22 protein-coding genes, 1 pseudogene and 1 riboswitch are annotated in these 23,974 nt (G+C 52.4%); of the genes and pseudogenes, 19 read left to right on the top strand and 4 right to left on the bottom strand.

The genetic code is table 11. The annotated features are described in order from the left end of the window. From AQR02_RS06335 to pyk, 5 genes are all read left to right on the top strand, one after another. On the top strand, window positions 1-329 hold a 329-nt coding region (locus AQR02_RS06335; protein ID WP_187388761.1), incomplete at its 5' end, for a phosphatidylglycerophosphatase A family protein. Window positions 330-477: 148 nt separating this feature from the next. Further along, on the top strand, window positions 478-666 hold the full coding sequence (locus AQR02_RS06340; RefSeq protein ID WP_054939860.1) for a hypothetical protein: 189 nt from the start codon (window positions 478-480) through the stop codon (window positions 664-666). A gap of 76 nt (window positions 667-742) precedes the next feature. Then, complete coding sequence (gene accD, locus AQR02_RS06345) at window positions 743-1,636, top strand: acetyl-CoA carboxylase, carboxyltransferase subunit beta (protein WP_054939861.1); 894 nt, start codon at window positions 743-745, stop codon at window positions 1,634-1,636. 1 nt (window position 1,637) lies between these two features. Further along, entirely contained in the window at window positions 1,638-2,639 is a 1,002-nt protein-coding gene (locus tag AQR02_RS06350) for an acetyl-CoA carboxylase carboxyltransferase subunit alpha (protein WP_054939862.1), read from the top strand. A 330-nt stretch (window positions 2,640-2,969) separates the two neighbouring features. Continuing rightward, complete coding sequence (gene pyk, locus AQR02_RS06355) at window positions 2,970-4,394, top strand: pyruvate kinase (RefSeq protein ID WP_054939863.1); 1,425 nt, start codon at window positions 2,970-2,972, stop codon at window positions 4,392-4,394. A 104-nt stretch (window positions 4,395-4,498) separates the two neighbouring features. On the opposite strand, the gene AQR02_RS06360 is transcribed toward pyk, so the two are convergent. Next, a complete protein-coding gene (locus tag AQR02_RS06360; RefSeq protein ID WP_108721977.1) occupies window positions 4,499-5,242 on the bottom strand; it encodes a G1 family glutamic endopeptidase in 744 nt (247 codons plus the stop codon). 148 nt (window positions 5,243-5,390) lie between these two features. On the opposite strand from AQR02_RS06360, the gene AQR02_RS06365 reads away from it, so the two are divergent. The 3 genes from AQR02_RS06365 to AQR02_RS06375 are packed head-to-tail and all read left to right on the top strand — an operon-like array spanning window position 5,391 to window position 7,497. Beyond that, window positions 5,391-6,527: an MFS transporter gene (locus tag AQR02_RS06365; RefSeq protein ID WP_342447443.1), complete on the top strand. Its 1,137-nt coding sequence runs from the start codon at window positions 5,391-5,393 to the stop codon at window positions 6,525-6,527. A 41-nt stretch (window positions 6,528-6,568) separates the two neighbouring features. After that, window positions 6,569-7,102, top strand: coding sequence for an acyl-CoA thioesterase (locus tag AQR02_RS06370; protein ID WP_054939865.1), 534 nt, complete (start codon window positions 6,569-6,571; stop codon window positions 7,100-7,102). Next, on the top strand, window positions 7,099-7,497 hold the full coding sequence (locus AQR02_RS06375; RefSeq protein WP_054939866.1) for an FxsA family protein: 399 nt from the start codon (window positions 7,099-7,101) through the stop codon (window positions 7,495-7,497). The genes AQR02_RS06370 and AQR02_RS06375 overlap by 4 nt, the downstream gene beginning before the upstream one ends. Window positions 7,498-7,992: 495 nt before the next feature. On the opposite strand, the pseudogene ytvI reads toward AQR02_RS06375, so the two are convergent. Then, window positions 7,993-9,108 (bottom strand): annotated as a pseudogene (ytvI, locus tag AQR02_RS06380) (sporulation integral membrane protein YtvI). A gap of 392 nt (window positions 9,109-9,500) precedes the next feature. Between ytvI and citZ the strand changes: the two are divergent. From citZ to AQR02_RS06400, 4 genes are all read left to right on the top strand, one after another. Beyond that, window positions 9,501-10,613, top strand: a complete 1,113-nt coding sequence (gene citZ / locus AQR02_RS06385) for a citrate synthase (RefSeq protein WP_054939867.1) — start codon at window positions 9,501-9,503, stop codon at window positions 10,611-10,613. A 224-nt stretch (window positions 10,614-10,837) separates the two neighbouring features. Continuing rightward, window positions 10,838-12,133, top strand: coding sequence for an NADP-dependent isocitrate dehydrogenase (icd, locus tag AQR02_RS06390; RefSeq protein ID WP_054939868.1), 1,296 nt, complete (start codon window positions 10,838-10,840; stop codon window positions 12,131-12,133). A gap of 103 nt (window positions 12,134-12,236) precedes the next feature. Beyond that, complete coding sequence (mdh, locus tag AQR02_RS06395) at window positions 12,237-13,178, top strand: malate dehydrogenase (RefSeq protein ID WP_054939869.1); 942 nt, start codon at window positions 12,237-12,239, stop codon at window positions 13,176-13,178. Between the two features lie 122 nt (window positions 13,179-13,300). Further along, the gene (locus AQR02_RS06400; protein WP_054939870.1) at window positions 13,301-13,726 is read left to right on the top strand and encodes a hypothetical protein; all 426 of its coding nucleotides are present in this window, start codon (window positions 13,301-13,303) and stop codon (window positions 13,724-13,726) included. A gap of 68 nt (window positions 13,727-13,794) precedes the next feature. On the opposite strand, the gene AQR02_RS06405 is transcribed toward AQR02_RS06400, so the two are convergent. Further along, a complete protein-coding gene (locus tag AQR02_RS06405; RefSeq protein WP_054939871.1) occupies window positions 13,795-14,220 on the bottom strand; it encodes an NUDIX hydrolase in 426 nt (141 codons plus the stop codon). Between the two features lie 232 nt (window positions 14,221-14,452). Here AQR02_RS06405 and AQR02_RS06410 point away from each other — a divergent pair, with 232 nt between their 5' ends. The 5 genes from AQR02_RS06410 (at window position 14,453) to thiH (ending at window position 18,445) form a co-directional block, all read left to right on the top strand. After that, window positions 14,453-15,322, top strand: coding sequence for an SDR family oxidoreductase (locus AQR02_RS06410; RefSeq protein WP_054939872.1), 870 nt, complete (start codon window positions 14,453-14,455; stop codon window positions 15,320-15,322). A 61-nt stretch (window positions 15,323-15,383) separates the two neighbouring features. Then, window positions 15,384-15,485, top strand: a riboswitch (TPP riboswitch). A gap of 137 nt (window positions 15,486-15,622) precedes the next feature. After that, on the top strand, window positions 15,623-16,246 hold the full coding sequence (locus tag AQR02_RS06415) for a thiamine phosphate synthase (RefSeq protein WP_054939873.1): 624 nt from the start codon (window positions 15,623-15,625) through the stop codon (window positions 16,244-16,246). Beyond that, window positions 16,230-16,433 (top strand): sulfur carrier protein ThiS, encoded by a 204-nt coding sequence (gene thiS / locus AQR02_RS06420; protein ID WP_054939874.1) that lies wholly within the window; start codon window positions 16,230-16,232, stop codon window positions 16,431-16,433. The genes AQR02_RS06415 and thiS overlap by 17 nt, the downstream gene beginning before the upstream one ends. Window positions 16,434-16,535: 102 nt before the next feature. Further along, window positions 16,536-17,300 carry a thiazole synthase gene (locus tag AQR02_RS06425; protein ID WP_054939875.1) on the top strand — a complete coding sequence of 255 codons (765 nt, stop codon included), beginning with the start codon at window positions 16,536-16,538 and terminating at the stop codon, window positions 17,298-17,300. Window positions 17,301-17,329: 29 nt separating this feature from the next. Further along, window positions 17,330-18,445, top strand: coding sequence for a 2-iminoacetate synthase ThiH (gene thiH / locus AQR02_RS06430; RefSeq protein ID WP_054939876.1), 1,116 nt, complete (start codon window positions 17,330-17,332; stop codon window positions 18,443-18,445). 25 nt (window positions 18,446-18,470) lie between these two features. Here the strand turns inward: thiH and yfbR are convergent, their stop codons facing one another. Further along, window positions 18,471-19,076, bottom strand: a complete 606-nt coding sequence (yfbR, locus tag AQR02_RS06435; RefSeq protein WP_054939877.1) for a 5'-deoxynucleotidase — start codon at window positions 19,074-19,076, stop codon at window positions 18,471-18,473. Between the two features lie 103 nt (window positions 19,077-19,179). On the opposite strand from yfbR, the gene AQR02_RS06440 reads away from it, so the two are divergent. Next, entirely contained in the window at window positions 19,180-20,733 is a 1,554-nt protein-coding gene (locus AQR02_RS06440; RefSeq protein ID WP_054942014.1) for a fumarate hydratase, read from the top strand. 213 nt (window positions 20,734-20,946) lie between these two features. Further along, entirely contained in the window at window positions 20,947-23,916 is a 2,970-nt protein-coding gene (locus AQR02_RS06445; RefSeq protein ID WP_054939878.1) for an alpha-amylase family glycosyl hydrolase, read from the top strand. The last annotated feature ends 58 nt before the right edge of the window (window positions 23,917-23,974 follow it).

Raw genomic sequence — 23,974 nt, forward strand, 5'->3', positions numbered from 1 at the left:
TGACGGGCGTTGCCCTCGATGAACTGGCGGAACAAGGGCTGCTTCCCCAGCCGCTGCAGGCGGTGATGGAAGCGGATGAATCGCTCTACGGGGCGGACGAGACTCTGGCGCTCGGCATCACGGGGGTCTATGGCATGATCGGACTGACAGGCTTTGGTTATCTGGACAAAATAAAGCTCGGCATTATCGGCAGCCTGAACGATGATCCGGGGAAAATCCACGTCTTTCTGGATGATCTGGTGGCCGGAATTGCCGCCGCTGCTTCAGCCAGAATTGCCCATCGTCATGAAGGGGCGAAGGTGTATCCCCATGTCACCGGTACGCCATAATTGATCCGCTGTTAGCTGACGAATGCGGCCTCCTGGTCTGGCTTCCTCTGCTTTACTCCTGTTGCGGGAAAAAAGAAAACTGTGTTATCATGATTCCATTATACGCGGGATACGGCTGGGAATTGAGATTAGGGAGGCTTTGCAGGGCATGTGGACGGTAATCTATATAGCGCCAACCGCCAAAGTGGCAGATATGATTCAGAGCAAGCTTACGGAAGAAGGTTTCATGGTCAAGTGCCGTCCGATTAATATGTCCAAGCAGCAATTTGAAATTCTGGTTCCTTCAGGCGAGCTTGAGGAAGTTCAGGAAGCCCTTAATCTGATTTTACATCCCTAATTTAAAAATCTATAGTGCAGTAATAACAGCGGCAAGCTGCTGAATGCGCAAATAAACGGCTGAAGAGGTGCGACCCTTGTTCAAAGATTTATTTCAGAAAAAACGGAAGTACGCGACTATTCCTTCAGAGCGTCTGGAGCGGAGCGGCGGACCGGCGGAAGGCGAACGCCCGAAGCGGGAGATTCCCGAAGGGCTTATGAGCAAATGCAGTAAATGCGGTACGATCCAGTACAGTAAGGAACTGGAGAAGAATTACAAGGTATGCCCGTCCTGCGGCTATCATATGCGGCTGAACGCGATGGAGCGGATCGCCATGACTCTTGATCCCGAAGGGTTTACCCAGTTTGACAGCGAGATGGCCTCCGTTGACCCGCTGCAGTTTCCGGGCTATGCCTCGAAGCTGGAGCAGCAGCAGTCCAAAACCGGACAAGTTGAAGCTGTAATCACCGGCCAGGGAACGATCGGCGGCCACCCGGTCATTGTAGCTGTAATGAATTTCGAATTCTTCAGCGGCAGTATGGGTTCGGTTGTCGGCGAGAAGATCACCCGAGCCGTGGAAGAAGCTACGGAGAAGAAGCTGCCGATGCTGATTTTCTCCACTTCGGGCGGTGCCCGGATGCAGGAAAGTATTCTCAGTCTGATGCAGATGGCGAAGACCAGCGCAGCCCTGGCCCGGTTTGGCGAGGCCGGAGGATTATATATTTCGATTATTACCGACCCAACGACAGGTGGTGTCTCCGCGAGCTTTGCGAGCCTTGGCGACATTATTATTGCCGAGCCCGGGGCGGTGTTCGGATTCGCAGGAAGAATTGTAATAGAGCAGACGATCCGGCAGAAGCTGCCGGATGATTTCCAGACAGCTGAATTTAATCTTCAGCACGGACAGCTTGATCTGGTGGTGCATCGTAAGGAAATGCGGTCGACGCTAACCAAGCTTTTGGAATTGCATGATGTGAAAGGGGGATTTTAGGTTGGCGGGAGAGTTGCCTTTTGAAATGCCTCTGGTAGAAATGCGCAAGAAGATCGCTGAGCTGAAGCAGTTTGGCGATGAGAAGGGCATCGATTTCACCGATGAAGTTGCCCGGCTTGAAGAACGTTACCGCGTACTCGCGGAAGAAATATATTCAAACATCTCGGCTCCCCAGAAAATGCATCTCGCCCGGCATCACGGGCGTCCGACGTCGCTTGATCTGATCGGACTGATCTTTACGGATTTCATGGAGCTGCACGGCGACCGCTTGTTCGGAGACGACCTTGCGGTAGTCGGCGGGATTGCCAAGCTGAACGGCATGCCGGTTACCGTCATCGGCCAGCAGCGGGGCAAGGATACGAAAGAGAACATTCTGCGCTTCTTCGGCAGTGCGCATCCCGAGGGCTTCCGCAAAGCGATGCGGCTGATGAAGCAGGCGGAGAAGTTTGGCCGTCCCATCATCACCTTTATTGATACCAAGGGAGCTTACCCCGGAAATACGGCAGAGGAACGCGGACAGTCTGAAGCGATTGCGCGCAGTCTCTACGAGATGTCCCAGCTTGCTGTGCCTGTCGTCTGCGTTGTCATTGGTGAAGGCGGCAGCGGCGGAGCTTTGGCGCTGGCGGTCGGCAATCGTGTCCTGATGCTGGAGCATGCCATCTATTCAGCGATCTCCCCGAACGGTGCTGCCTCCATCCTGTGGAAGGATGCAGGCAAGGCAGAGCAGGCGGCTGAAGCGATGAAGATTACAGCAGCTGATCTTTTGGCGATGGAAGTGATTGAAGAAATCGTCCCTGAGCCGAGGGGCGGGGCGCACCATGATTATGAAGCAGCCGCGGCGGCAATCAAGGATGCCGTATGGCGCCATTTGCAGGAACTGTCCGGTCTGGACCCCGCAGAGCTCAAAGAGGACCGCTACCGTAAATTCCGCAAAATCGGCGAGTTTGCCGAAGGCACGCAGGAGTCAGCGATCCTTGAAGAAGAAGTCCAGAACGTGGAGTAGCAGGACGTCGTTATTTGCACTTTCACACATATGTAAAATCCTTCCAGTCCAGAGTTTGGAAAGACTGGAGTATACATTTATTTCCACAGCAATCATTCCGTGAACCTTGCGGGATGATTTTTATTTTGCGGACAAGCGTCGTAAATTCGACTTATATTTACACGGAAAAGACGCTAGAACATTGATTTTGTTTCCAGTTTGCAGTAATATTCATTAGGGCGCGGTAAAAGGTACGTGTGACAAAGTTCCTATACAAACAGCAAGCCTTATAGTAGATTTTGTAGTTGGAAAAAGTGAGACAGAGAGAACGAAAAAACGGAGGAAAACCTAATGCGGAAAAGTAAAATTGTATGTACGATCGGACCTGCTAGTGAATCGTTGGAGAATATCAAAAAATTGATTTTGGCTGGTATGAATGTAGCCCGTCTGAACTTCTCCCACGGCGACTTTGAAGAGCACGGCAACCGGATTAAAACCATTCGTCAGGCATCTAAAGAACTGGGTAAAACCGTTGCTATCCTGCTCGACACCAAAGGACCGGAGATTCGCACCGGCAAGCTGGAAGTAGAACCGATTGAACTGGTTCAGGACGAGTACCTGACATTGACTACGGAAGAAATCCTTGGTGACCAGAACCGTATCTCGATTACTTACAGCGATCTTCCTAACGATGTTCAAGTAGGATCGACTATCCTGATCGACGACGGTCTTATCGGACTTACAGTAGTTGACATTCAAGGCACAGAAATCAAGACCCGTATTGTTAACGGCGGTACGATCAAGAGCAAAAAAGGCGTTAACGTACCGGGAGTTTCTATCTCCCTGCCGGGCATTACAGAAAAAGATACCAACGATATCGTTTTTGGGATCGGACAGGACATCGATTTTATCGCCGCTTCCTTCGTTCGCAAAGCCAGCGACGTTCAGGAAATCCGTGCACTGCTTGAGAAGCATGACGCTTCCCATATCCAAATCATCTCCAAGATCGAAAACCAAGAAGGTGTCGATAATCTTGATGAAATTTTGGCGGTTTCCGACGGCCTTATGGTTGCCCGTGGTGACCTCGGCGTAGAAATTCCTGCTGAAGATGTGCCTTTGGCTCAGAAGCTGATGATTCAAAAATGTAACATTGCCGGCAAGCCGGTAATCACAGCTACCCAAATGCTGGATTCCATGCAGCGCAACCCGCGTCCTACCCGCGCTGAAGCGAGTGACGTAGCGAACGCTATCTTCGACGGAACAGATGCAATCATGCTGTCCGGTGAAACTGCTGCCGGGAAATATCCGGTAGAATCCGTACTCACAATGTCCCGCATTGCTGAGAAAGCGGAATCCGCGCTGAACCACCGTGAAATCTTCATGAAGCAACAAATTGCCCAAGAAACAACGGTTACTGAAGCTATCAGCCAATCCGTAGCGATCTCCGCTCTGGACCTGAATGCTAAAGCTATCATTTCTTCGACAGTAACTGGCCACACTGCACGCGTGGTTTCTAAATACCGTCCTAAATCCCAAATCATTGCCGTAACCACTCAAGAAAGAACTATGCGTCAACTGGCACTGGTATGGGGCGTAACGCCAGTATTCGGACCAGAAGCAACTTCTACAGACGAACTGCTCCAAACTGCTCTTACAGGCGGTAAAGCTTCCGGTCTGGTAAAAGCAGGCGATCTCGTTGTGATCACTGCCGGTATTCCACTGGGACGTTCCGGTTCCACTAACCTCGTGAAAGTGGACACGATTCCTGCCGACTAAGATACGCGTCTATACGCTGATCTATTAAATGTTATATAAAAAGCAATGGTGTAATCCGCCATTGCTTTTTTGCTTGATATCAGGGCTTCAAATGTTTATATTGGCTAAGAGCGAACAGAAATGGGGCTTTTCAAGTAAGCTTGAGATAGTCCTTTGCGATATATACGTTTCACTGTAAAAGCATCGCCCCTGGCATTGGGGCTTGAAGGCACGGCAACCGTAATTTTGTTTTGGATCATGATCCCCCCGTCACTGGCAGTGAGCTTAGGGCTTTTACCGTTAACCCGGCAGCAGCTGAAGCGTGTCGGCGTCAACTGGGCTAAGGGGGCCACGGTGCTGCCGATCTGAGGTGCTTCCAGAATCCATTCGGCAGAACTCTGCGGACCGTTATAGCGCTGGAGGGTACGAAAGGTCCATTGCTTGCTCAAATTACACAGTAGGATACACCATTTACCGCTGCTGACCTTCAGGATCGTAGCCCGCATCCGGTCACCCGGTGAGACCGGGAGCTGGATAACCGTCTCTGCTGCAGGCAGGATCTCCCACCAGGCGTAATAGTGGACCGTTCCGTTTACGGATTCATGTCCGGTGCCGGTCTGAATCAGGCTGCTGTTCTTGAAGCCGTCGATCCCGATCCATACTGAAGAATAAGTGGGTTTAGATGTCGGTTTTACGAAGGGTACGATCCACTCGGCGGAAATCCGCCGGAAGGCGCCTTTTTTGCCTCTTATCGCATATCCGCTCCAGTTGCTTGACGTCCAGCCGAAACCGGTGATCCGGTTTCTGTTCTGGTTAGTTTTATCCGTATAACAGGGCTGACTGCGCTTTAATCTATGAACTGTGCTCACTTGTCCACCGCCTTCAATTAGGTTCTGCTCTATCTAATGCGGTGAACTCTCGTAAAGGTTGGGTTATCTGTTAAAAAGGATTGGAGAGGACTTATAGTATCTATGAATAAATTACTGAAGCTGCGCGGCTTCTATCTCTTTTTTGGGCTTGGCCGGAGGCTCTTTCGGCTCCTATCTGACACTGCTTCTGAAGTATAACGGTATGGATGTCAGCCAGATCGGCATGATGATGGCCACCGGTACATTGATCGCCATCTGCATTCAGCCGGTGTGGGGTCTAATCGCTGACAGATACAATCAGGCACGCCTTGTACTGATCCTTAGTGTGGCCGTGCCGGCGGTGCTGGCTGTTTTTTACCGCTTCGAATATTTCATGGTATTGCTGCTGATTTACACAGTGTCCACCATCTTCTCGTCTACACAGGCCCCTATCGCCGATTCTTACGCCATTGCAGCCGCGAACAAGGCCGGGTCCTCTTACGGCAGCATCCGGCTGATGATGAGCATAGGAGCGGCTGTGGGGGCCTATGCGGGCGGGCAATATATTGAGAATTTCTCCGTATCCACAATCTGGCTGCCTTTTCTGGTCCTGAATTCGGCTGCGGTAATCATTGCCCTGACACTGCCGAAGCAGGCAGAGGAGAATCACATGATGAGCCAGTCCTTCTCCCAGGGTGTCAAGAAGCTGCTTGGCAACCGCGTCTTTCTGGCCTTTCTGGGCGGATGTTTTCTCGTTAACCAGACGATGGCGGCGTTTGGCACATACTTTGTGGTAGCTTTTCAATCGGTTGGCGGTTCTGCGAGCCATGCCGGAATTGCCCTGTTTATTGCTTCCTTTACTAATGTGCCTTCCATGCTGTATGCCTCGAAGGTTATCCGTAAGCTCGGACGCGAACGCACGCTGCTGCTTGGCGCGCTTATCTATGTACTGCGCTGGGGTATACAAGTGGCCTTCCCTTACCCTTCGGTAATGATCGGAGTGCAGGTGCTGCACGGCCTGTCCTTTGGCCTCTTTTATATCGCTGCTGTGGAATATGTATCTCAAATTACTTCTTCAGAAATGCAGGCGACGGGTCAAAGTGTCTTTAATATCGTCTTTTCCGGATTTGCCGGTATTCTGGGCAATCTGCTGAATGGCTTTCTGCTGAGCGAGGGAGGCGTGGAGCTGATGAATCTGTCCTGCATGCTTAGTGCCGCAATTGGAGCGGTTCTGCTGCTTTACGTTGCCAGAAGCTCGCGAAGCAAAGTTCCACGGCCGGTGCCTTCGAACGGGCTGGGACTCTAGAGCTGTATAACAGGACTGACATTACAGAAAGGGGCATTTTTGTGGAATCACGTACTCGGGTTCTGGCCAGCCGCTGGTACAGTACCGCTTTCCGCGTAAGATATCAGGAGACGGATCAGATGGGGGTGGTATATCATGCCAACTATCTGAGCTGGTTTGAGAGCGGGCGTACCGAAATGTTCCGCGGTCTTGGCTTTGCCTACCGTTCCCTTGAGGAATTGGGTGTGCTTCTTCCGGTGACTGCCGCAGATTTGCAATTCAAAAGCCCGGCACGCTATGATGATCTTATTGCTGTGTATGCCCGGCTTAGTGTCTTTTCGGCATTGAGAGTGGTATATGAATACGAAATACGCCGGTTAACGGAGCGGGAAGACGGCGGCCCCGGTAATCATTCCGGATCAGGTATGAAGTCAGAGCCGCTGGATCAGCCGTTGCCTGGCGAGCTGCTGGTTAGCGGATCAACCTCTCATGTCTGGCTAAACAAGGACTGGAAGCCGGTTAGGCTGGACCGGGCGCTGCCCGAGCTGTACCGCGCTATAACCGGGGCGCTGAGGGAAGAAGGAGGGGCAGTATGATTAGAAGTAAATGGCTGTGGGCTGCTATGTTTATTATCCCGGCCGTGGAATTATTCGGGTTCATCTTTGTTGCAGAACATCTTGGAGCACCCAAAGCGCTGCTGCTCATGCTGGTTACTTCGGTTATCGGTTTTCTCATGATGCGTTTTGAAGGTAAGAAGGTGCTGCAGGACAGCAGAGTGCAAATGCAGGAGGGCAAGGTGCCGGGACGGACCATGCTGGACGGCTTATGTATTTTTTTCGGCGGCCTGCTGCTGATTCTGCCGGGCTTCGTAACGGATATAATCGGTTTTTCACTGGTGTTTCCGCTGACCCGGCCACTGTACCGGGTTTTTCTGCTGAAATGGATCGAGAAGAAAATGAAAAACGGCACCTTCACTTTTTACCGGAGGTAATAGTCAGGCGGCCGTGTGTTTCATAGCTTTAGGGCTCGTTCAAGCGCCCCTGCTGACTTTGTGCAGCAGGGGCGTTTTATTGCATTTAGCCATTAGACAAGGTAAACCAGCGTACCAATAAGCGCCTAACTGCCTGATCGCTTTATTGCTGCCAATGCCGCGAGCGGGCGGAACTGCCAGAACAATGGGATAAATCCCATTAATTAAGCCGCGAGCGGGCGGAACTGCCAGAACAATGGGATAAATCCCATTAATTAAGCCGCAAGCACGCGGAACGGCCAGAACAACGGGATAAATCCCATTAATTAAGCCGCAAGCGGGAGGGAGAACAGTGTCCCCTCTCCCGGATTCCACCATATGATACAGTACTGTGAGCTATAGCCAACTATCCGGTCGGGCGTTCCTGCTATCCTGTTTCCTCTCCTGCCATGGGAGCATTGGATTTTCGCAAAGAGTATAGCAAGCTGTGCTTATGCGTAAGGCAGCTTTTTTAGACTAATGCAATTTGCCGCTTACGATGTAGCTGTGAAGTGCCCGGAAGACGCCTGCTCGGTTGAAGGCATCGAGGATGACCAGGAGGACAGGCCCGAGCAGGAGGCCGAGCATGCCGAACAGCTGAAGGCCGGCAAACATGCCGATCAGCATCGTCAGCGGGTCCAGTCCGATACTGCTGGCCAGCACCTTCGGCTCAAGCACCTGGCGGGTGACGAGAATTACCCCGTAAAGCACCAGCAGACCGACGGCAAGTCCCAGATCACCTGTCATATAGGAATACAGCGCCCAAGGAAACAAAACCACACCGACACCTACATATGGGACCATATCGACCATCCCGATGGTCAGCCCGATGACAAAAGCGGAATTCACCCCCAGCAGCAGCAGGCCGGTGATGACGATGACAGCTGTGACCGAAATCAGCACTACCTGGGCCCGCAGGTAACCAACCAATGCTTTGCGCAGATCACTCCAGATCTCGGAGACCGGACGCACAAGAGGGGGCGGCAGTAAGGCGGTCAGTCAGGCATTATGGCGCTCCCACCCGGTACTTAAAAAGAAAGCGGCCAGCACAATCACCATCAGAATGGTACCGAGGCTCGGCAGCGCGGAGATCAGCTTCAGGATCATGTTGAAAAATCCGGTGATGAGCTCCGTCACGGCATTGCCGACAGTTTCCGTTGTCCGGTTGATATTGCTGTCAATCGTATCGTGATAACCGGGGTTTTCGTGGTAAAACTGGTTGATTTGGTTAATGATATTCTGAATACTGGCGTTTCGGCTGATAGACAGCAGCAGGTCCCGCCACTCTCCGGTATGAAGGTCAAAGGTCTGCAGCAGTACAATGAGCTCCTTTACGAGGCGGGTTATCAGCGCAGTCAGCACAAGAGCGGTCCCGCCGATGTAGAAGAGCAGGGAGAGTGATACAGCCAGCCACCCCGGCAATTTGAAGCCCTTCAGGATCAGCACCAGCGGATGGATGAGATAAGCCAGCAGCCAGGCGAGCAGCAGCGGGTAAATGAGCGGCAGCAGTACATACAACGCGAGGAGCAGACCCGCCCCGGCAAGCACGACCCACAGGCCGCGCAGCACTCTTTTGAACAGCAGCGAATCCATCGGCCACACCTCCCGTCAGACTGTTTTAGCATGCGATAACTGCTCGTCTTATGTATATTCAAAGATCGGAATTGCAGACTACTAAAAGATCGGAATGCAGAAGGAGAAAGCTCTCTATATACACTGAAAGCGCAATCATGAAACAGGTGGATCAGAAGTTTTTTTCTATCCCTCCGATAAAATCATTTGATGCCGAACAAAGCTTCCATGTTGTTCACATAACCGTCAAAATCCGGTATGATTATTACAGCTTCTGTTTCGAAAGTTAGTTGCAATCCTTAGAAGATGTATAACTACCCATTTTTCATTTCGTTTTTATCTGTTAAATTGTAAATGTTTTCATGATGTTAGCAATGGCTTGTACACCCTCGTTGGCAAAGGAGAGATATACTATGACAGCTACTAAAGGCCTGGAAGGCATCGTTGCTACGACCTCTTCCATTAGTTCCATTGTGGATGGCGTACTTACTTACCGCGGATATGATATCGATGATCTTGCGGTGAATGCCACCTTTGAAGAGACCGCTTATTTGCTGTGGTTCGGCAGCCTGCCGACTACGCCGGAGCTGCAGGCTCTGCAGCGTGATTTCAGCGCCTTCGCAGAGGTCCCTGAGCAGGTAATTGCCCAGATGAAGCTTTATCCAAAGACAGCGAACACGATGGCCGCGCTGCGTTCTGCCGTATCTAGCCTTGCGCTATACGATGAAGCCGCCGATGATATGAGCCGTGAAGCTAATGAAATAAAGGCAGTGAAGCTGCAGGCCCAGATTCCTACACTTGTGGCTGCACTTGCACGTATCCGCAAAGGCCTGGAACCGGTTGCCCCAAGAGAGGGCGTCTCGATTGCCGAGAATTTCCTGTATATGCTGTGGGGCAAACAGCCCGATATCATTTCAGTCAAAGCGCTGGATGCGGCTCTGGTGCTGCATGCTGACCATGAGCTTAACGCGTCCACTTTTGCCAGCCGGGTAACCGTAGCTACACTGTCCGACATTTATTCCGGTGTAACCTCGGCCATCGGCGCGCTCAAAGGCCCGCTGCATGGCGGTGCGAATGAAGCCGTAATGAAGATGCTGGAAGAGATCGGCAGCCTGGAGGCGGTGGAGCCTTACATCCGCGCCAAGCTGGAACGCCGCGAGAAGATTATGGGTTTCGGGCACCGTGTTTATAAGAACGGCGATCCGCGCGCCAAACATCTGATGAAGATGTCGCAGGAGCTGGGAACGATGAAGAATGATACCACGCTCTACGATATGTCCGTCAAGATTGAGGATCTGATTACCGGACAGAAGGGGCTGAAGCCGAACGTAGACTTCTATTCTGCTTCGGTCTATACACAGCTGGGCATTGAGCGTGAGCTGTTTACGCCGATTTTTGCGATCAGCCGGACTTCGGGCTGGACAGCGCATATTCTGGAGCAGTACGAGGACAACCGCATTATCCGCCCGCGTGCTGAATACACAGGAATGCTTGAGCAGAAATACGTGCCGGTAGACGAGAGATAATTAAGAGGACTTGCAGGCTCCATCGCCCCTTAGTAGAATTATAGGTACGCAGCGCGTATCGGCGGACCCGGCAGACGTTTCCCAGGGAGCTTTTTGAACAGAGAGTTAACCCGGGAAGCGGCTGCTGAACTAAACTAGCTTAAGCTATTGCTTCCGGGGCAGCTTTTGTAGATGTAATGTCAATGTAGCGTAGCCCACAAAACTTTTAGGAGGAATCCCCACAAATGTTGAAATTGGAGAAATACGATCTGCCGACAGAAGGCGAACAAATCACGATTGAAAATGGCAAACTGGTGGTTCCGGCTCATCCGATCATCCCGTTTATCGAAGGCGACGGCACAGGCCGCGACATCTGGAAAGCCTCCAAGCGTGTGCTTGATGCTGCTGTAGACAAAGCTTACGGCGGGGAGAAAAAAATTGCCTGGTACGAAGTGTTTGCCGGCGAGAAAGCCTTCAATACATATGGTGAATGGCTGCCGAACGATACCCTGGAAGCAATCCGCGAGTACATCGTAGCGATCAAAGGACCGCTGACGACGCCAATCGGCGGCGGAATCCGCTCACTTAACGTGGCGCTGCGCCAGGAGCTGGATCTCTATGTATGCTTGCGTCCGGTGCGTTATTTTGACGGAGTTCCTTCACCGGTGAAACATCCGGAGCTGGTGGACATGGTTATTTTCCGGGAGAATACAGAGGACATTTATGCCGGTATCGAGTATAAAGAAGGCTCTGAGGAAGTGAAGAAAGTTATCGAGTTCCTGCAGAAGGAAATGGGCGTGAACAAAATCCGCTTCCCGGAAACATCCGGAATCGGTATTAAGCCGGTATCCTCTGAAGGCTCGAAGCGCCTCGTCCGTGCTGCAGTGGAATATGCAATCAAGCATGGCCGCAAGAGCGTGACGCTGGTGCATAAGGGCAATATCATGAAATTCACCGAAGGCGCATTTAAGAACTGGGGATATGAAGTGGCTGAGCAGGAGTTCGGCGATAAAGTATTTACCTGGAATCAATATGATGTAATTAAAGAACGTGACGGAGAAGCAGCAGCAAATGCGGCCCAGAAGGAAGCAGAAGCCGCCGGCAAAATCATTGTTAAAGACGCCATTGCGGACATCGCGCTGCAGCAGGTGCTGACCCGCCCGACTGACTTCGACGTGATCGCTACGCTGAACCTTAACGGGGACTATCTGTCTGACGCGCTGGCTGCACAAATTGGCGGTATCGGTATCGCACCTGGAGCAAATATTAACTATTTGACAGGCCATGCGATCTTCGAAGCTACTCACGGAACGGCCCCTAAATATGCGGACAAGGATGTTGTTAATCCTGGTTCAGTAATTCTTTCCGGTGTTATGCTGCTTGAGCATCTCGGCTGGCAGGAAGCGGCTGATCTGATCTATAAAGGCATGAGCACTGCGATCAACAACAAGACAGTAACTTACGACTTTGCCCGCCAGATGGAAGGCGCGACAGAGCTGAAGTGCTCGGCATTCGCCGACGAAATTATCAATCACCTGTAAGGCAATCACAGCGGATCGGGCTGAAGGAGCGTATGCTCCGGAGGCCCGTTTTGTGCGAAGATAAGCATTAATAAAATTTTAATGAAAATTAGGAGGTCCACCTGTGGCCATCAAACGTTATAAAATTACAGTCGTAGGCGCCGGGTTTACCGGAGCTACTACAGCGCTTATGCTTGCACAGAAGGAACTGGGAAATGTAGTGCTGCTTGATATTCCGCAGCTGGAGAATCCGACCAAGGGGAAGGCGCTCGACATGCTGGAAGCAGCTCCTGTGCAGAAGTTCGACAGCCAGATTACCGGCACTTCAGATTACGAGGATGCAGCGGATTCTGATATTGTTATCATAACAGCAGGGATAGCCCGTAAGCCGGGGATGAGCCGCGATGATTTAGTGAGCACCAATGCCGGCATTGTCAAATCCGTTTGCGAGAACATTAAGCGTGTGGCTCCGGAGTCTATCGTCATCATCCTGAGCAATCCGGTGGATGCGATGACTTATGCCGCTTATCATGCGCTGGGGTTCCCCAAAAACCGCGTAATCGGTCAGTCAGGTGTGCTGGATACGGCACGTTATTGCACGTTTATTGCCCAGGAGCTGAACGTTTCCGTTGAGGATGTGCGCGGCTTCGTGCTTGGCGGACACGGGGACGATATGGTTCCGCTTGTACGCTACTCCAGTGTAGGCGGCATTCCGATCGACACGCTGATTCCAGCGCAGCGCATTGAAGAGATTGTACAGCGCACCCGCGTTGGCGGGGGAGAAATTGTCAGCCTGCTGGGCAACGGCAGCGCTTATTATGCGCCAGCGGCCTCCCTGGTGCAGATGACAGAAGCGATTCTCAAAGATAAGAAGCGGATCATCCCTGTCATTGCCCTGCTGGAAGGCGAATACGGCTATGACGACTTGTTCATGGGTGTTCCTGCCCTGCTTGGCGCGGACGGCATCGAGAAGATCTATGAACTGGAGCTTACAGCTGAAGAACAGGCCGCTTTGGATAAGTCGGCAGATTCTGTGCGTGCAGTAACTTCTGCAGTTAAAGTCTAGGAATATATGGATAGCAGCCCCCATTTTTAAAATAGAAATGGGGGTTTTCTTTTCTTGTGGGATGCAGTCAGGTATAATTGGAATGTAACATATATCACAGTGACTAATGGAGGAGGTAAAAGATGGACCGTTTTTTATTTTTCCTACATATGATCGGGACGCTGGCACTCGGATTTTATCTGGTGCTCCCTTTTATTCTGAGCGGTGCACAGAAGCTTTCCGCTCCGGCCAAGGAGGGCACGCTCAGTGCAGTTAGCGGCTTCAACCGCTTCGCCCAGTATGGCCTGGTCATTCAGCTGTTAACTGGCGGTTATATGATGTCACAAGGGGATTATACTGTGGCATGGATGGCAGTAGTTGTCGTACTGCTCCTGGCGATGTTCGCGCTGGGCGGCATCATGAACAAGCCGCTCCGCCTGGCTGCAGCCGGAATCCGCGAGAACCGCGATGTAACTGCCCATACGGGTAAGCTGCGCACAATGAGCCTGCTGCTTATGGTTGTATTGATTGTTATGATTTTCTTCATGGTGTACAGACACATTATTTAAGACCGGAGAATGAGGAATTGCCCTGGCGGCCGCGGCTGCGAGGGCAATTTGTGTTGTCCGGGTATATTTTACTGAAGTCCCTCCAGCTCCAGGATATGATACTTCACGAATTCGGCAAAAATCTGAGGCGGCAGCAGACGGTGGATCAGGTCCTTTGTACACCATCTGTAGTCGGTATGCTCCTCTGACAGCCGGATTACCTGTTCCCCGCTGCGGCACAAGTAGGTAATAATGATAACCTGCCTCGCTGGATCGGTTAAGAAGGATGCCGCATACAGCAGATTATCCACAGTGACCGTTAAACCGGTCTCCTCCTTAATTTCTCTTACCAGAGCGGCCTCCAGGCCTTCTCCGAACTCTATTTTTCCACCGGCACACTCCCAGGTGCCCCCGCCTACAGCATCCGCAGACGCACGCTGGACCAGCAGGATTTTTCCTTCGTTGATGATGACACCTTTGACAGCGACGATAATATTACGGTTATTTTTAGTCATGCAGCGCACCTCCCCCATTGCTACTATCTGATACAGTCTATTCTTAAGTATATAAAGCTTCCGCGTGAAAAACGACAGTATTTTCGTTTGACCGCCGCTTAACTGTGGTAAGTAACATATCGTAAAGTCATTTTGTATTAAAGACCAGCACAGTGCATAACCTCCCCATCCTGAGCCATCCTAAGATGATGAAATTTACCATCCATGTGTTAAAGCGAAAGGAGAATGGATCATGTCAGAGAATCAACAGCCACAGAAAACCCTGCCTCCGCAGGAGCAGAACCGCCAGCCGGGAATCGAAAGTCAAATGAACCCGCTGCCTGAATTTGAGACATCCGCCTATAAAGCAGCAGGCAAGCTGCTGGGCAAAGCTGCACTTATAACTGGTGGAGACAGCGGAATCGGACGTGCGGTTGCCGTGCATTTTGCCAAGGAGGGTGCGGATGTCGTTATTTCCTATCTGAACGAACACAGCGACGCCGAGGAAACCAAAAGACAGGTGGAACAGGAAGGGCGAAAGTGTATCCTGATTGCCGGCGATATCGGCGTAGAAGCCTTCTGCCAGGATCTGATCAACAAAACAGTGGAAGGTCTCGGCAAGCTGGATATCCTGATCAACAATGCCGCAGAGCAGCATCCGCAGGATAAGATTGAAGACATCACTGCTGAACAGCTGGAACGGACCTTCCGCACGAATATATTCTCGATGTTCTATCTGACCAAAGCAGCCATGCCGCATCTTAAAAAAGGGTCCACGATCATTAACACCACATCAATTACGGCGTACCGGGGCAACCCGCAGCTGCTGGACTATTCTTCCACCAAGGGAGCGATTCTCAGCTTCACCCGCTCACTGTCCATGAATCTGGCGGATAAAGGCATCAGAGTCAATGCAGTGGCTCCGGGCCCGATCTGGACACCGCTGATTCCATCCACCTTTGACGCGAAGAAGGTCAGTGAGTTCGGCGGCACTCAGCCGATGAAGCGTCCCGGACAGCCGGAGGAGCTGGCACCAGCCTATGTATATCTGGCTTCCAGTGATTCTTCTTATGTAAGCGGCCAGGTTATTCATGTGAATGGCGGCGAGATTATTAACGGCTGACAGGCTAGCTTTTTGTAGGAATATTATGTTAATATAGACCACGTTAGCAAACAGCATATGAAATTGTCACTAGGGGTGCCGCGAGGCTGAGACGAACTTACGGTTCGGACCCTTTGAACCTGATCTGGTTTATACCAGCGTAGGAAAGTGGAGAATGAATTGACTGCAGCGCAGCGGGTCTAGAAGCTCAGCCCGTATTTCTGTATACATTTATGACTGCCTCCTATTGCGGGGGGCAGTTTTTTTGCGTTTGGTGTTATTAAGGGCGAAGGAAGGTGACTAAAGCTGGCTGAAATTCATTTGATTTCGGACGGGAGGCTGGATGCGGCTCACTTTGCGGCAATGGCGGCCGCTCTTCATCCGCTGCTGGACTTTATTCATCTGCGGGAAAAGCAGCGGTCCGCCCGGGAGCTGCTGGACATGACCGGAAAGCTCCTACTGGCGGGGGTACCCGCAGCCAAGCTGGTCATCAATGACCGGGTGGATGTTGCGCTGGCGGCAGGTGCGGCTGGTGTTCAGCTGGCCTGGCACAGCCTGCCGCTATCTGCCGCACGTGCCGCTGCTCCCGCACAGCGGCTGGGAAAGTCAGTGCATTCTGCGCAGGAGGCGGAGGAAGCAGGCAGGCAAGGGGCTGATTTCTGCCTGTTCGGGCATGTTTTTCCTTCGATCTGCAAGCCGGGCCAGCAGGAGCGGGGGCTTACACAGCTGGCGGATGCTGTGCGTATGTGCGGTATTCCGCTGATCGCGATCGGCGGGATTACACCGGCCAATACCGGATTAGTCATCCGGCAGGGGGCGGCTGGCATAGCAGTAATGTCCGGCATTTGCAGTGTGAAAGACCCGTTGGCTGCCGTTCGTGCCTACAGGAGAGCTGTTATACAGGCTGAAGGTAAAGGAGGTGAGGGGCATGAAGCTGATTATTAACGGAAAACCCGGAGAATTTACGGACGACTGCCGGACTGTGGCTGATCTGCTGAGCCTGCCGCAATGGAACAAACGGCTGGTCATTGTAGAGCTGAACGGTGACATTGTTGGCAAAGACAGTTACATAAACACTGCGCTTGGGGAAGGCGACCGGATTGAGCTTGTTCATTTTGTCGGCGGGGGCTGAGGACACATTATCGTTGCTCCCGGCAGTAATTGTCCGGTGTTCGGTCCTTCATTCAGCAAGTTGTAATTTTTTTTATTTTTTTCATACCAGGAGGCGAATCCCATGTCAGATCCTTTTGTACTCGGCGGTATTTCATTAACCAGCCGCTTGTTTATAGGAACCGGTAAATACAGCCGTAATACTTTGATCCCCGAGGTTGTAGCATCGTCAGGCTCACAGGTAATTACAGTGGCCCTACGCCGGGTTGATCCGCAGAGCCAAGAGAATATTATGAATTATATCCCTTCCCAGATGACGCTGCTTCCCAATACCTCGGGCGCACGCACTGCAGAAGAGGCTGTCCGGATTGCCAGACTGGCCAGAGCAGCCGGCCTTGGCAACTGGGTAAAGATTGAAGTGATCAGCGACCAGAAGTATCTGCTGCCCGATAATATCGAAACCATCCGCGCTACAGAAATACTCGCCGCCGAGGGCTTCGTGGTGCTTCCTTATATGAGTCCGGATCTGTCCGCTGCACTGCGGATGAAGGCAGCCGGCGCCGCAGCCATTATGCCGCTGGGGTCTCCCATCGGCTCAAACCGCGGCTTGAAGACCAAAGAACTGCTGCGCATCCTGATTTCAGAGGTGGATCTTCCCATTATTGTAGATGCCGGAATTGGCAGACCGTCAGAAGCGGCAGAAGCGATGGAAATGGGCGCTTCCGCTGTCTTGCTGAATACAGCCATTGCGACCGCCCGCGATCCGCTGCTGATGGCCGAAGCTTTCCGTGAGGCCGTATCGTCCGGCCGGAAGGCTTATCTGGCAGGACTCGGGCCGGTGGAGGAGGCCGCAGTCCATTCATCACCGCTGACGGGATTTTTGAACTGATAGTTACCTAAGTGGAATGGGGGAGGAATATGAGCTTTTATGAAACGGTGCTTCGGCTGGAACAGCTTCCTTACGAAACCTTATGGAAGCAGTACGGAACGGAGGATGTGAAGCGGGCGCTCCTTAAGGAACGCCTGGATGAACACGATTTGCAAGCCCTTCTGTCACCTGCTGCAGCGTCCTGCCTGGAGGAGATGGCACAGCGTGCACAGCAGCTGACCCGTTCACATTTCGGGCATGTCATGCAGCTGTTCACACCGATGTACCTCGCTGATTTTTGCGTCAATCACTGCACGTATTGCAGCTTCAGCTCAATTTATGATTTTCCGAGAAAAAAGCTGGGCCCTGAGGAGCTCAGGCAGGAGGCGGGTGTGATAGCAGCTTCCGGCTTCCGCCACCTTCTGGTACTTACCGGAGAGTCGCGCAAGGAGAGCCCGACTGCTTATGTGAAGGACTGTGTGAAGATTCTCCGCGAATATTTCTCTTCCGTCAGCATCGAAGTAAATCCGCTGTCCATAGAGGAATACATGGAACTCATGGAGGCCGGAGTGGATGGACTAACCTTATATCAGGAGGTATATCATCAGGAGACGTACCGCAAGCTGCATATCAAGGGACCTAAAAGAGTCTACCGGAACCGCCTTGATGCCCCTGAACGCGGCTGTCAGGCAGGATTCCGGTCCGTCAATATCGGAGCTCTGCTCGGGATGTATGACTGGCGTCAGGAGGCCTTTTTCACCGCGATGCATGCACGGTATCTGCAGGACAAGTACCCGGAATGTGAGATCGGACTGTCCGCCCCGCGGTTTCGCCCGTATTTGGGTGAGTTTAACCCGGATAGTGAGGTGACTGACCGGGCCCTGGTGCAGATTATTTTGGCATATCGCTTGTTCCTGCCCCGCGCCGGCATTACCTTATCCACACGTGAGCCTGCTACTCTGAGAGATCATCTGGTCCATCTGGGGATAACGAAACTGTCCGCAGGGGTGTCTACCGAGGTTGGGGGACATACCCAGACGGGCGGCACGCCGCAGTTTGAAATCTCCGACAGCCGGAATGTACAGGAGATCACAGATATGCTTATAGCAAACAACCTGCAGCCGGTATTCAAGGATTGGGATATCCTAACGGGAGCTACGGTGTAGAATCCGTTTAAGCATACTGCCCCCTTCAGTTCTCCGCAGACAGCTCATCGAGCGACATCTCAAAGCCCGGCGCCATGTGAGTCAGGAAATACTCCATCTCCGGCAGCGCGAGACCCGTCAGCTTCGCAAGCGTCTGCTCCTTGGCGGCAGCGAACTCGCGGTTGCCTGCTGCGGTTTCCCAGACGCATTTCAGGTAGGCGTCGAGCACATCCGCAGCCTTCACATAGCGGAGCAGTCCGGCATCCCCGGAGCCGGCGGGGCTGTCCTGCGGCTTCAGGAGCGGCGTATAGACGGCGCCAAGCTCCGGCGGAATCATCGCCGTCAGGCGCTCGGCGGCGACCCGCTCCATCTCGCGGAAGCTGGATAGAAGCCGCGGATTGTTGTGCTTAACCGGCGTGGCGATATCGCCGGTAAATACCTCGCTGGCGTCGTGGAACAGCGCCATCGTAGCAGCACGGTCGGCGTTCAGCGAATGGCCGAAGTGGACATTGCCGATGGAGCAGAGCATGTGCGCCAGCAGGGCGACCTGGAACGAATGCTGCGCCACGTTCTCCGGTGCGGTGCTGCGCATGAGGCTCCAGCGCTGAATATACTGGAGGCGGTAAAGATAGGCCGAAAAATGGTAGTTCATTTTTTAAGTAACCCCTTTCATGCAGAGCTGAGTGTGATATGATAATAACTAATTGTATCAGACTTTAGACAACCTGGAACTGATGAGAGGAGCCGGAATGAAGATGCAGAATTTTGAAGAAAGCATTTATAATCTGATCGTAGAGACCTCCACAAACCTGCCGGGTGATGTGCGCAGAGCCGTCGCCAAGGGGCGTGCACTGGAAGACCGGGCCACCCGCTCGGGGCTCGCCTTAACCACGATTGCACAGAACATCGGTATGGCCGAGCTTCAGGTATCACCGATCTGTCAGGATACGGGGATGCCGACTTTTATCATTCATACCCCTGTAGGCATCAACCAGATTGAGATGAAGAAGGATATTCACAGCGCGATTATCCGCGCTACTAAGAACGGGAAGCTGCGGCCTAATTCAGTCGACTCGCTGACCGGTGAGAACAGCGGAGATAACCTCGGTGCAGGAACGCCGGTGATTCATTTTGAACAGTGGGAAGAGGAGAACGTGGACGTCCGGCTTATTCTTAAAGGCGGGGGCTGCGAGAACAAAAATATCCAGTACAGCCTGCCTGCAGAACTTGAGGGTCTGGGCAAAGCAGGGCGCGATCTTGAAGGCATCCGTAAATGTATTCTGCATGCCGTGTACCAGGCGCAGGGTCAGGGCTGCAGTGCCGGCTTTATTGGCGTAGGCATAGGCGGTGACCGGACAACCGGCTATGAGCTGGCGAAGAAGCAGCTGTTCCGCAAGGTCGAGGATGTTAATCCGGTTGAAGATTTGCGCAAGCTGGAAGACTATATTATGGAGAATGCCAATAAGCTGGGGATCGGCACGATGGGCTTCGGCGGTGAAGTGACGCTGCTGGGCTGCAAGATTGGTGTGATGAACCGGCTTCCGGCCAGCTTTTTCGTATCGGTGGCTTATAACTGCTGGGCATTCCGCCGCCAGGGGATCCTGGTCGAGCCCGCAACCGGAAATATTAAGGAGTGGCTCTACGAGAGCGGTACAGGCATCTCTGTAGATGAACCGGCCCCGGCTGTACCAGTGCCGGATGCTGTGCCTGCCAATGCTGCGGGCGGTTCACGCGAGGTCCGCCTGACTACACCGGTCAGTGAGGAAGAGATCCGCAGCCTGCGGGTGGGCGATGTGGTTATCCTCTCCGGGGAGATGCATACCGGAAGGGATGCGCTGCATAAGTACCTGATGGATCATGATGCCCCGGTCGATCTGAACGGTGCAGTTATTTATCACTGTGGCCCGGTGATGCTGAAGGATGATGAAGGCTGGCATGTGAAGGCGGCAGGCCCGACTACCAGTATCCGCGAGGAGCCGTACCAAGGCGAGATTATCAAAAAGTTCGGCATCCGCGCCGTAATCGGCAAGGGCGGAATGGGTCCTAAAACTCTCCAGGCCCTGCAGGAGCACGGCGGTGTTTACCTTAACGCAATCGGCGGTGCGGCGCAGTACTATGCGGAATGCATCAAGAAAGTCAACGCTGTTGACTTCATGGAATTCGGCATTCCGGAGGCGATGTGGCATCTGCAGGTGGACGGCTTCGCGGCTATCGTAACAATGGATGCACACGGCAACAGCCTCCATGCCGATGTCGAGAAGGATTCAGCAGCCAAGCTGGCACAGTTCCGTGAGCCGGTATTTAAATAACAAAACAGAATCATTGAATATTCAGAAACCTTCTTTCATATTCCGGAAAGAAGGTTTTTTGACATTAATTATGCTTGACAGCGCATACATGATCATGGTAATTTTTACTTGAGAAACCGGTTTCCTTACCCGCAACACAGTTTTGCAAGTGATGGATGTAAATTCACAGGCAGTGGTGTTCAAATGCGCTCTATGATGAGAGGGAGATGAGGAATGAAACGCAACCGATGGCTTATTCCGGTACTAATCACATCTATTGTTCTGTCCGTAATGACGAATTTATTTGTACTGGCACCTTCACAGGCAGATGCGGCCAGCATCGGCACAATCACTGAGAACGACACGATTTATCAGATTATGGTCGACCGTTTCAATGATGGGGATACCTCCAATAATGCCACCGGCGCCGCGATCCGTTACGGAGAGACCTCCGAGGATGATTTCCGCTATATGAAGGGCGGAGACTGGCAGGGGGTTATCAACAAGCTCCCGTATATTGCGAACATGGGGTATACCGCAATTTGGATCTCCCCTGTGGCAGAGCCGCAGATGACGAACCGCGACAACAACGGCACAGGTAAAAACACAGCCTATCACGGATACAACGTTAAAGACCCCAATGCCGCCAATCCCTACTTCGGGACCAAAGAGAAGCTGAAGGAACTGGTGGATTCCGCGCATGCACTCGGTATTAAGGTAATTATTGATGTCGTGCCGAACCATATCGGAGACTATATGCTGGGTACGCAGGCTTATTATGATATCGCGGGTCTGCAGCCGGCGGCGCCGTTTAACAACCCGGCCTGGTATCATCACAATGGTGATATTAACTGGTCGCTGGCCGACGGAAGATATGATCAGTGGGCCCAGGACTATCTGGAGAATCACGACCTCGGCGGACTGGATGATATCGACTTCGATGTTCCAGCTGCAAAACAGGCCGTATTCAGCTCCATTAAAGCCTGGTTTGACTATACGGGAGCAGACGGCGCGCGTGTAGATGCTGCTAAGCTGATCAAGCCGACCGATATCGGCGAGCTGCAGAATCTCCTCGGCGTGAATACCTTCGGTGAGAACTTTGACGGCAATGCTGAATTCGTCTCCCGCTGGGTGGGCACGAATAAGGAGTGGGGCATGCTTGATTTCCCAATGTTCTTCTCCGTGCTGAACAGCTTTGCTTACGGGCAGTCTTTTGACTCCAATATCAAGAGTACTTTGGCTCAGGATTCCTATTACAACGGAAATGCGAATCATATGGTTACTTTTATCGATAATCATGACCGCAACCGTTTCCTGACAGAAGCCGGCGGCAGTGTTGAGAAAATGCAGAACGCCCTCTCCTTTATCTTCACGGTCCGCGGAACACCGGTAGTCTTCCAGGGGACCGAACAGAATAAAGGTAACGGCAACGGCCAGATTATGACAGGTGGGATCGCCGATACCTGGAACCGCTGGTCGATGGTGAAGCGGGATGCGAACGGCAACGTTCTGGAGAATTATTTCAATGAGAACACTAGCACCTACAAGCACATTGCCAAGTTGAATGAAATCCGAAAAAATAACCCGGCACTGCGCACCGGCACCCAGCGTGAAATGTGGTCTGCCCAGAACCTGTATGCATTCTCGCGCCGGATCGACAGCGGCACCAATGTTGGACAGGAAGTCATTTCTGTATTTAGTAATGCGACCAGCGGCACACAGACGGTTACTATCCCGCTGCGCACCGAAAGCACACTAACGGTCGGAACCGTCCTGATTAATCAATTAAATACATCTGATACAGTTACTGTACAATCGGGAGGCGCAACAGGGAAACAGATTACTGTATCTGTAGGTGCGAACTCAGCCAAAATCTATTCCAAAACACAGCCGGTAACGGATACCGTGGCTCCATCTATTCCAGGCAATGTAACGGCAACCGTGCAAAATGCCTCCAGTGCGCTGGTCAGCTGGACAGCGTCCACCGACAACGAGGGAGTAACCGGCTATGAAATTTACCGGAACGAGGTAAAGATAGGCACCTCGGCAACCACCTCTTACACCGACAACGGGCTCTCCGCACAAACGGATTACAGCTATACGGTAAAAGCTTTTGATGCCGCAGGCAACCTGTCGGCATTCAGCGCAGCGGCGCTAGTTACTACGCCAGCCGGTAATAATGTGACCATCTATTACAAGCAGGGCTATACTACGCCATATATCCATTATCGTCCTGCCGGGGGAACCTGGACGACAGCACCCGGGGTAGCCATTCCGGCATCCGAAGTGTCAGGTTACAATAAAATTACAATTAACATCGGCTTCGCCACGCAGCTTGAAGCTTGCTTCAACAATGGCAGCGGTACCTGGGACAGCAATGGCGGCAGCAATTATCTGTTTGGCACCGGTACCTGGACGTATACGCCGACCGGGAACATTCAGGCAGGCGCACCTGTAACGCCGACAGCAACTCCAACTCCAACACCAACGCCAACAGTAACACCTACACCTACACCAACAGCAACTCCGACTGCAACACCTACTCCAACAGCAACACCGACGGCGACGCCGACAGTCACACCAACACCAACGGCTACTCCAGTTGGCAATTCAGTGACCATTTATTATAAGAATACAGCTTATACGAATTCCTATATGCACTATAGCCTGGATGGATCAAATGTATGGACTACATCCCCAGGATTACAGTTGCAGGCTTCCTCCTATTCAGGCTACAAGACCGCCACAATTCAGCTGGGTACAGCTGCAGGTCTGACTGCAGCCTTCAATAACGGCAGCGGCACCTGGGACAACAACAGTGGCAGCAATTATCATTTTGCCGCCGGTACATGGAGTCTGGTGAACGGCAGCCTGTCCGCCGGAGTGCCGCAGCCGGACAGCGTAACCTTTAGGGTCACTGTTCCGAGCTCTACCCCGTCATCCGGGCCGGTATATCTGACCGGCAGCTTCAACAGCTGGAATGCGGCGGATCCCGCGTATCAGCTGACCAAAGGCAGTGATGGTGTCTATTCCATCACGCTCAGCCTGCCGGCAGGAACAGCGGTGCAGTATAAGATCACCCGCGGAACCTGGGCCTCAGTGGAGACAAGTACAAGCGGCGCAGACATTGCGAACCGGACGCTGACACCTGCCGGCGGAGCGCAGACTGTATCATTGACGGTACAGCGCTGGAAAGATCAATAACATCACCGGCATAGTCAATTCCCCGCAGCTATAATACAAAGAAGGAGCGGCCCCGATT

The sequence above is a fragment of the Paenibacillus ihuae genome, assembly GCF_001368795.1.
Lineage (GTDB): Bacteria > Bacillota > Bacilli > Paenibacillales > Paenibacillaceae > Paenibacillus_AQ > Paenibacillus_AQ ihuae.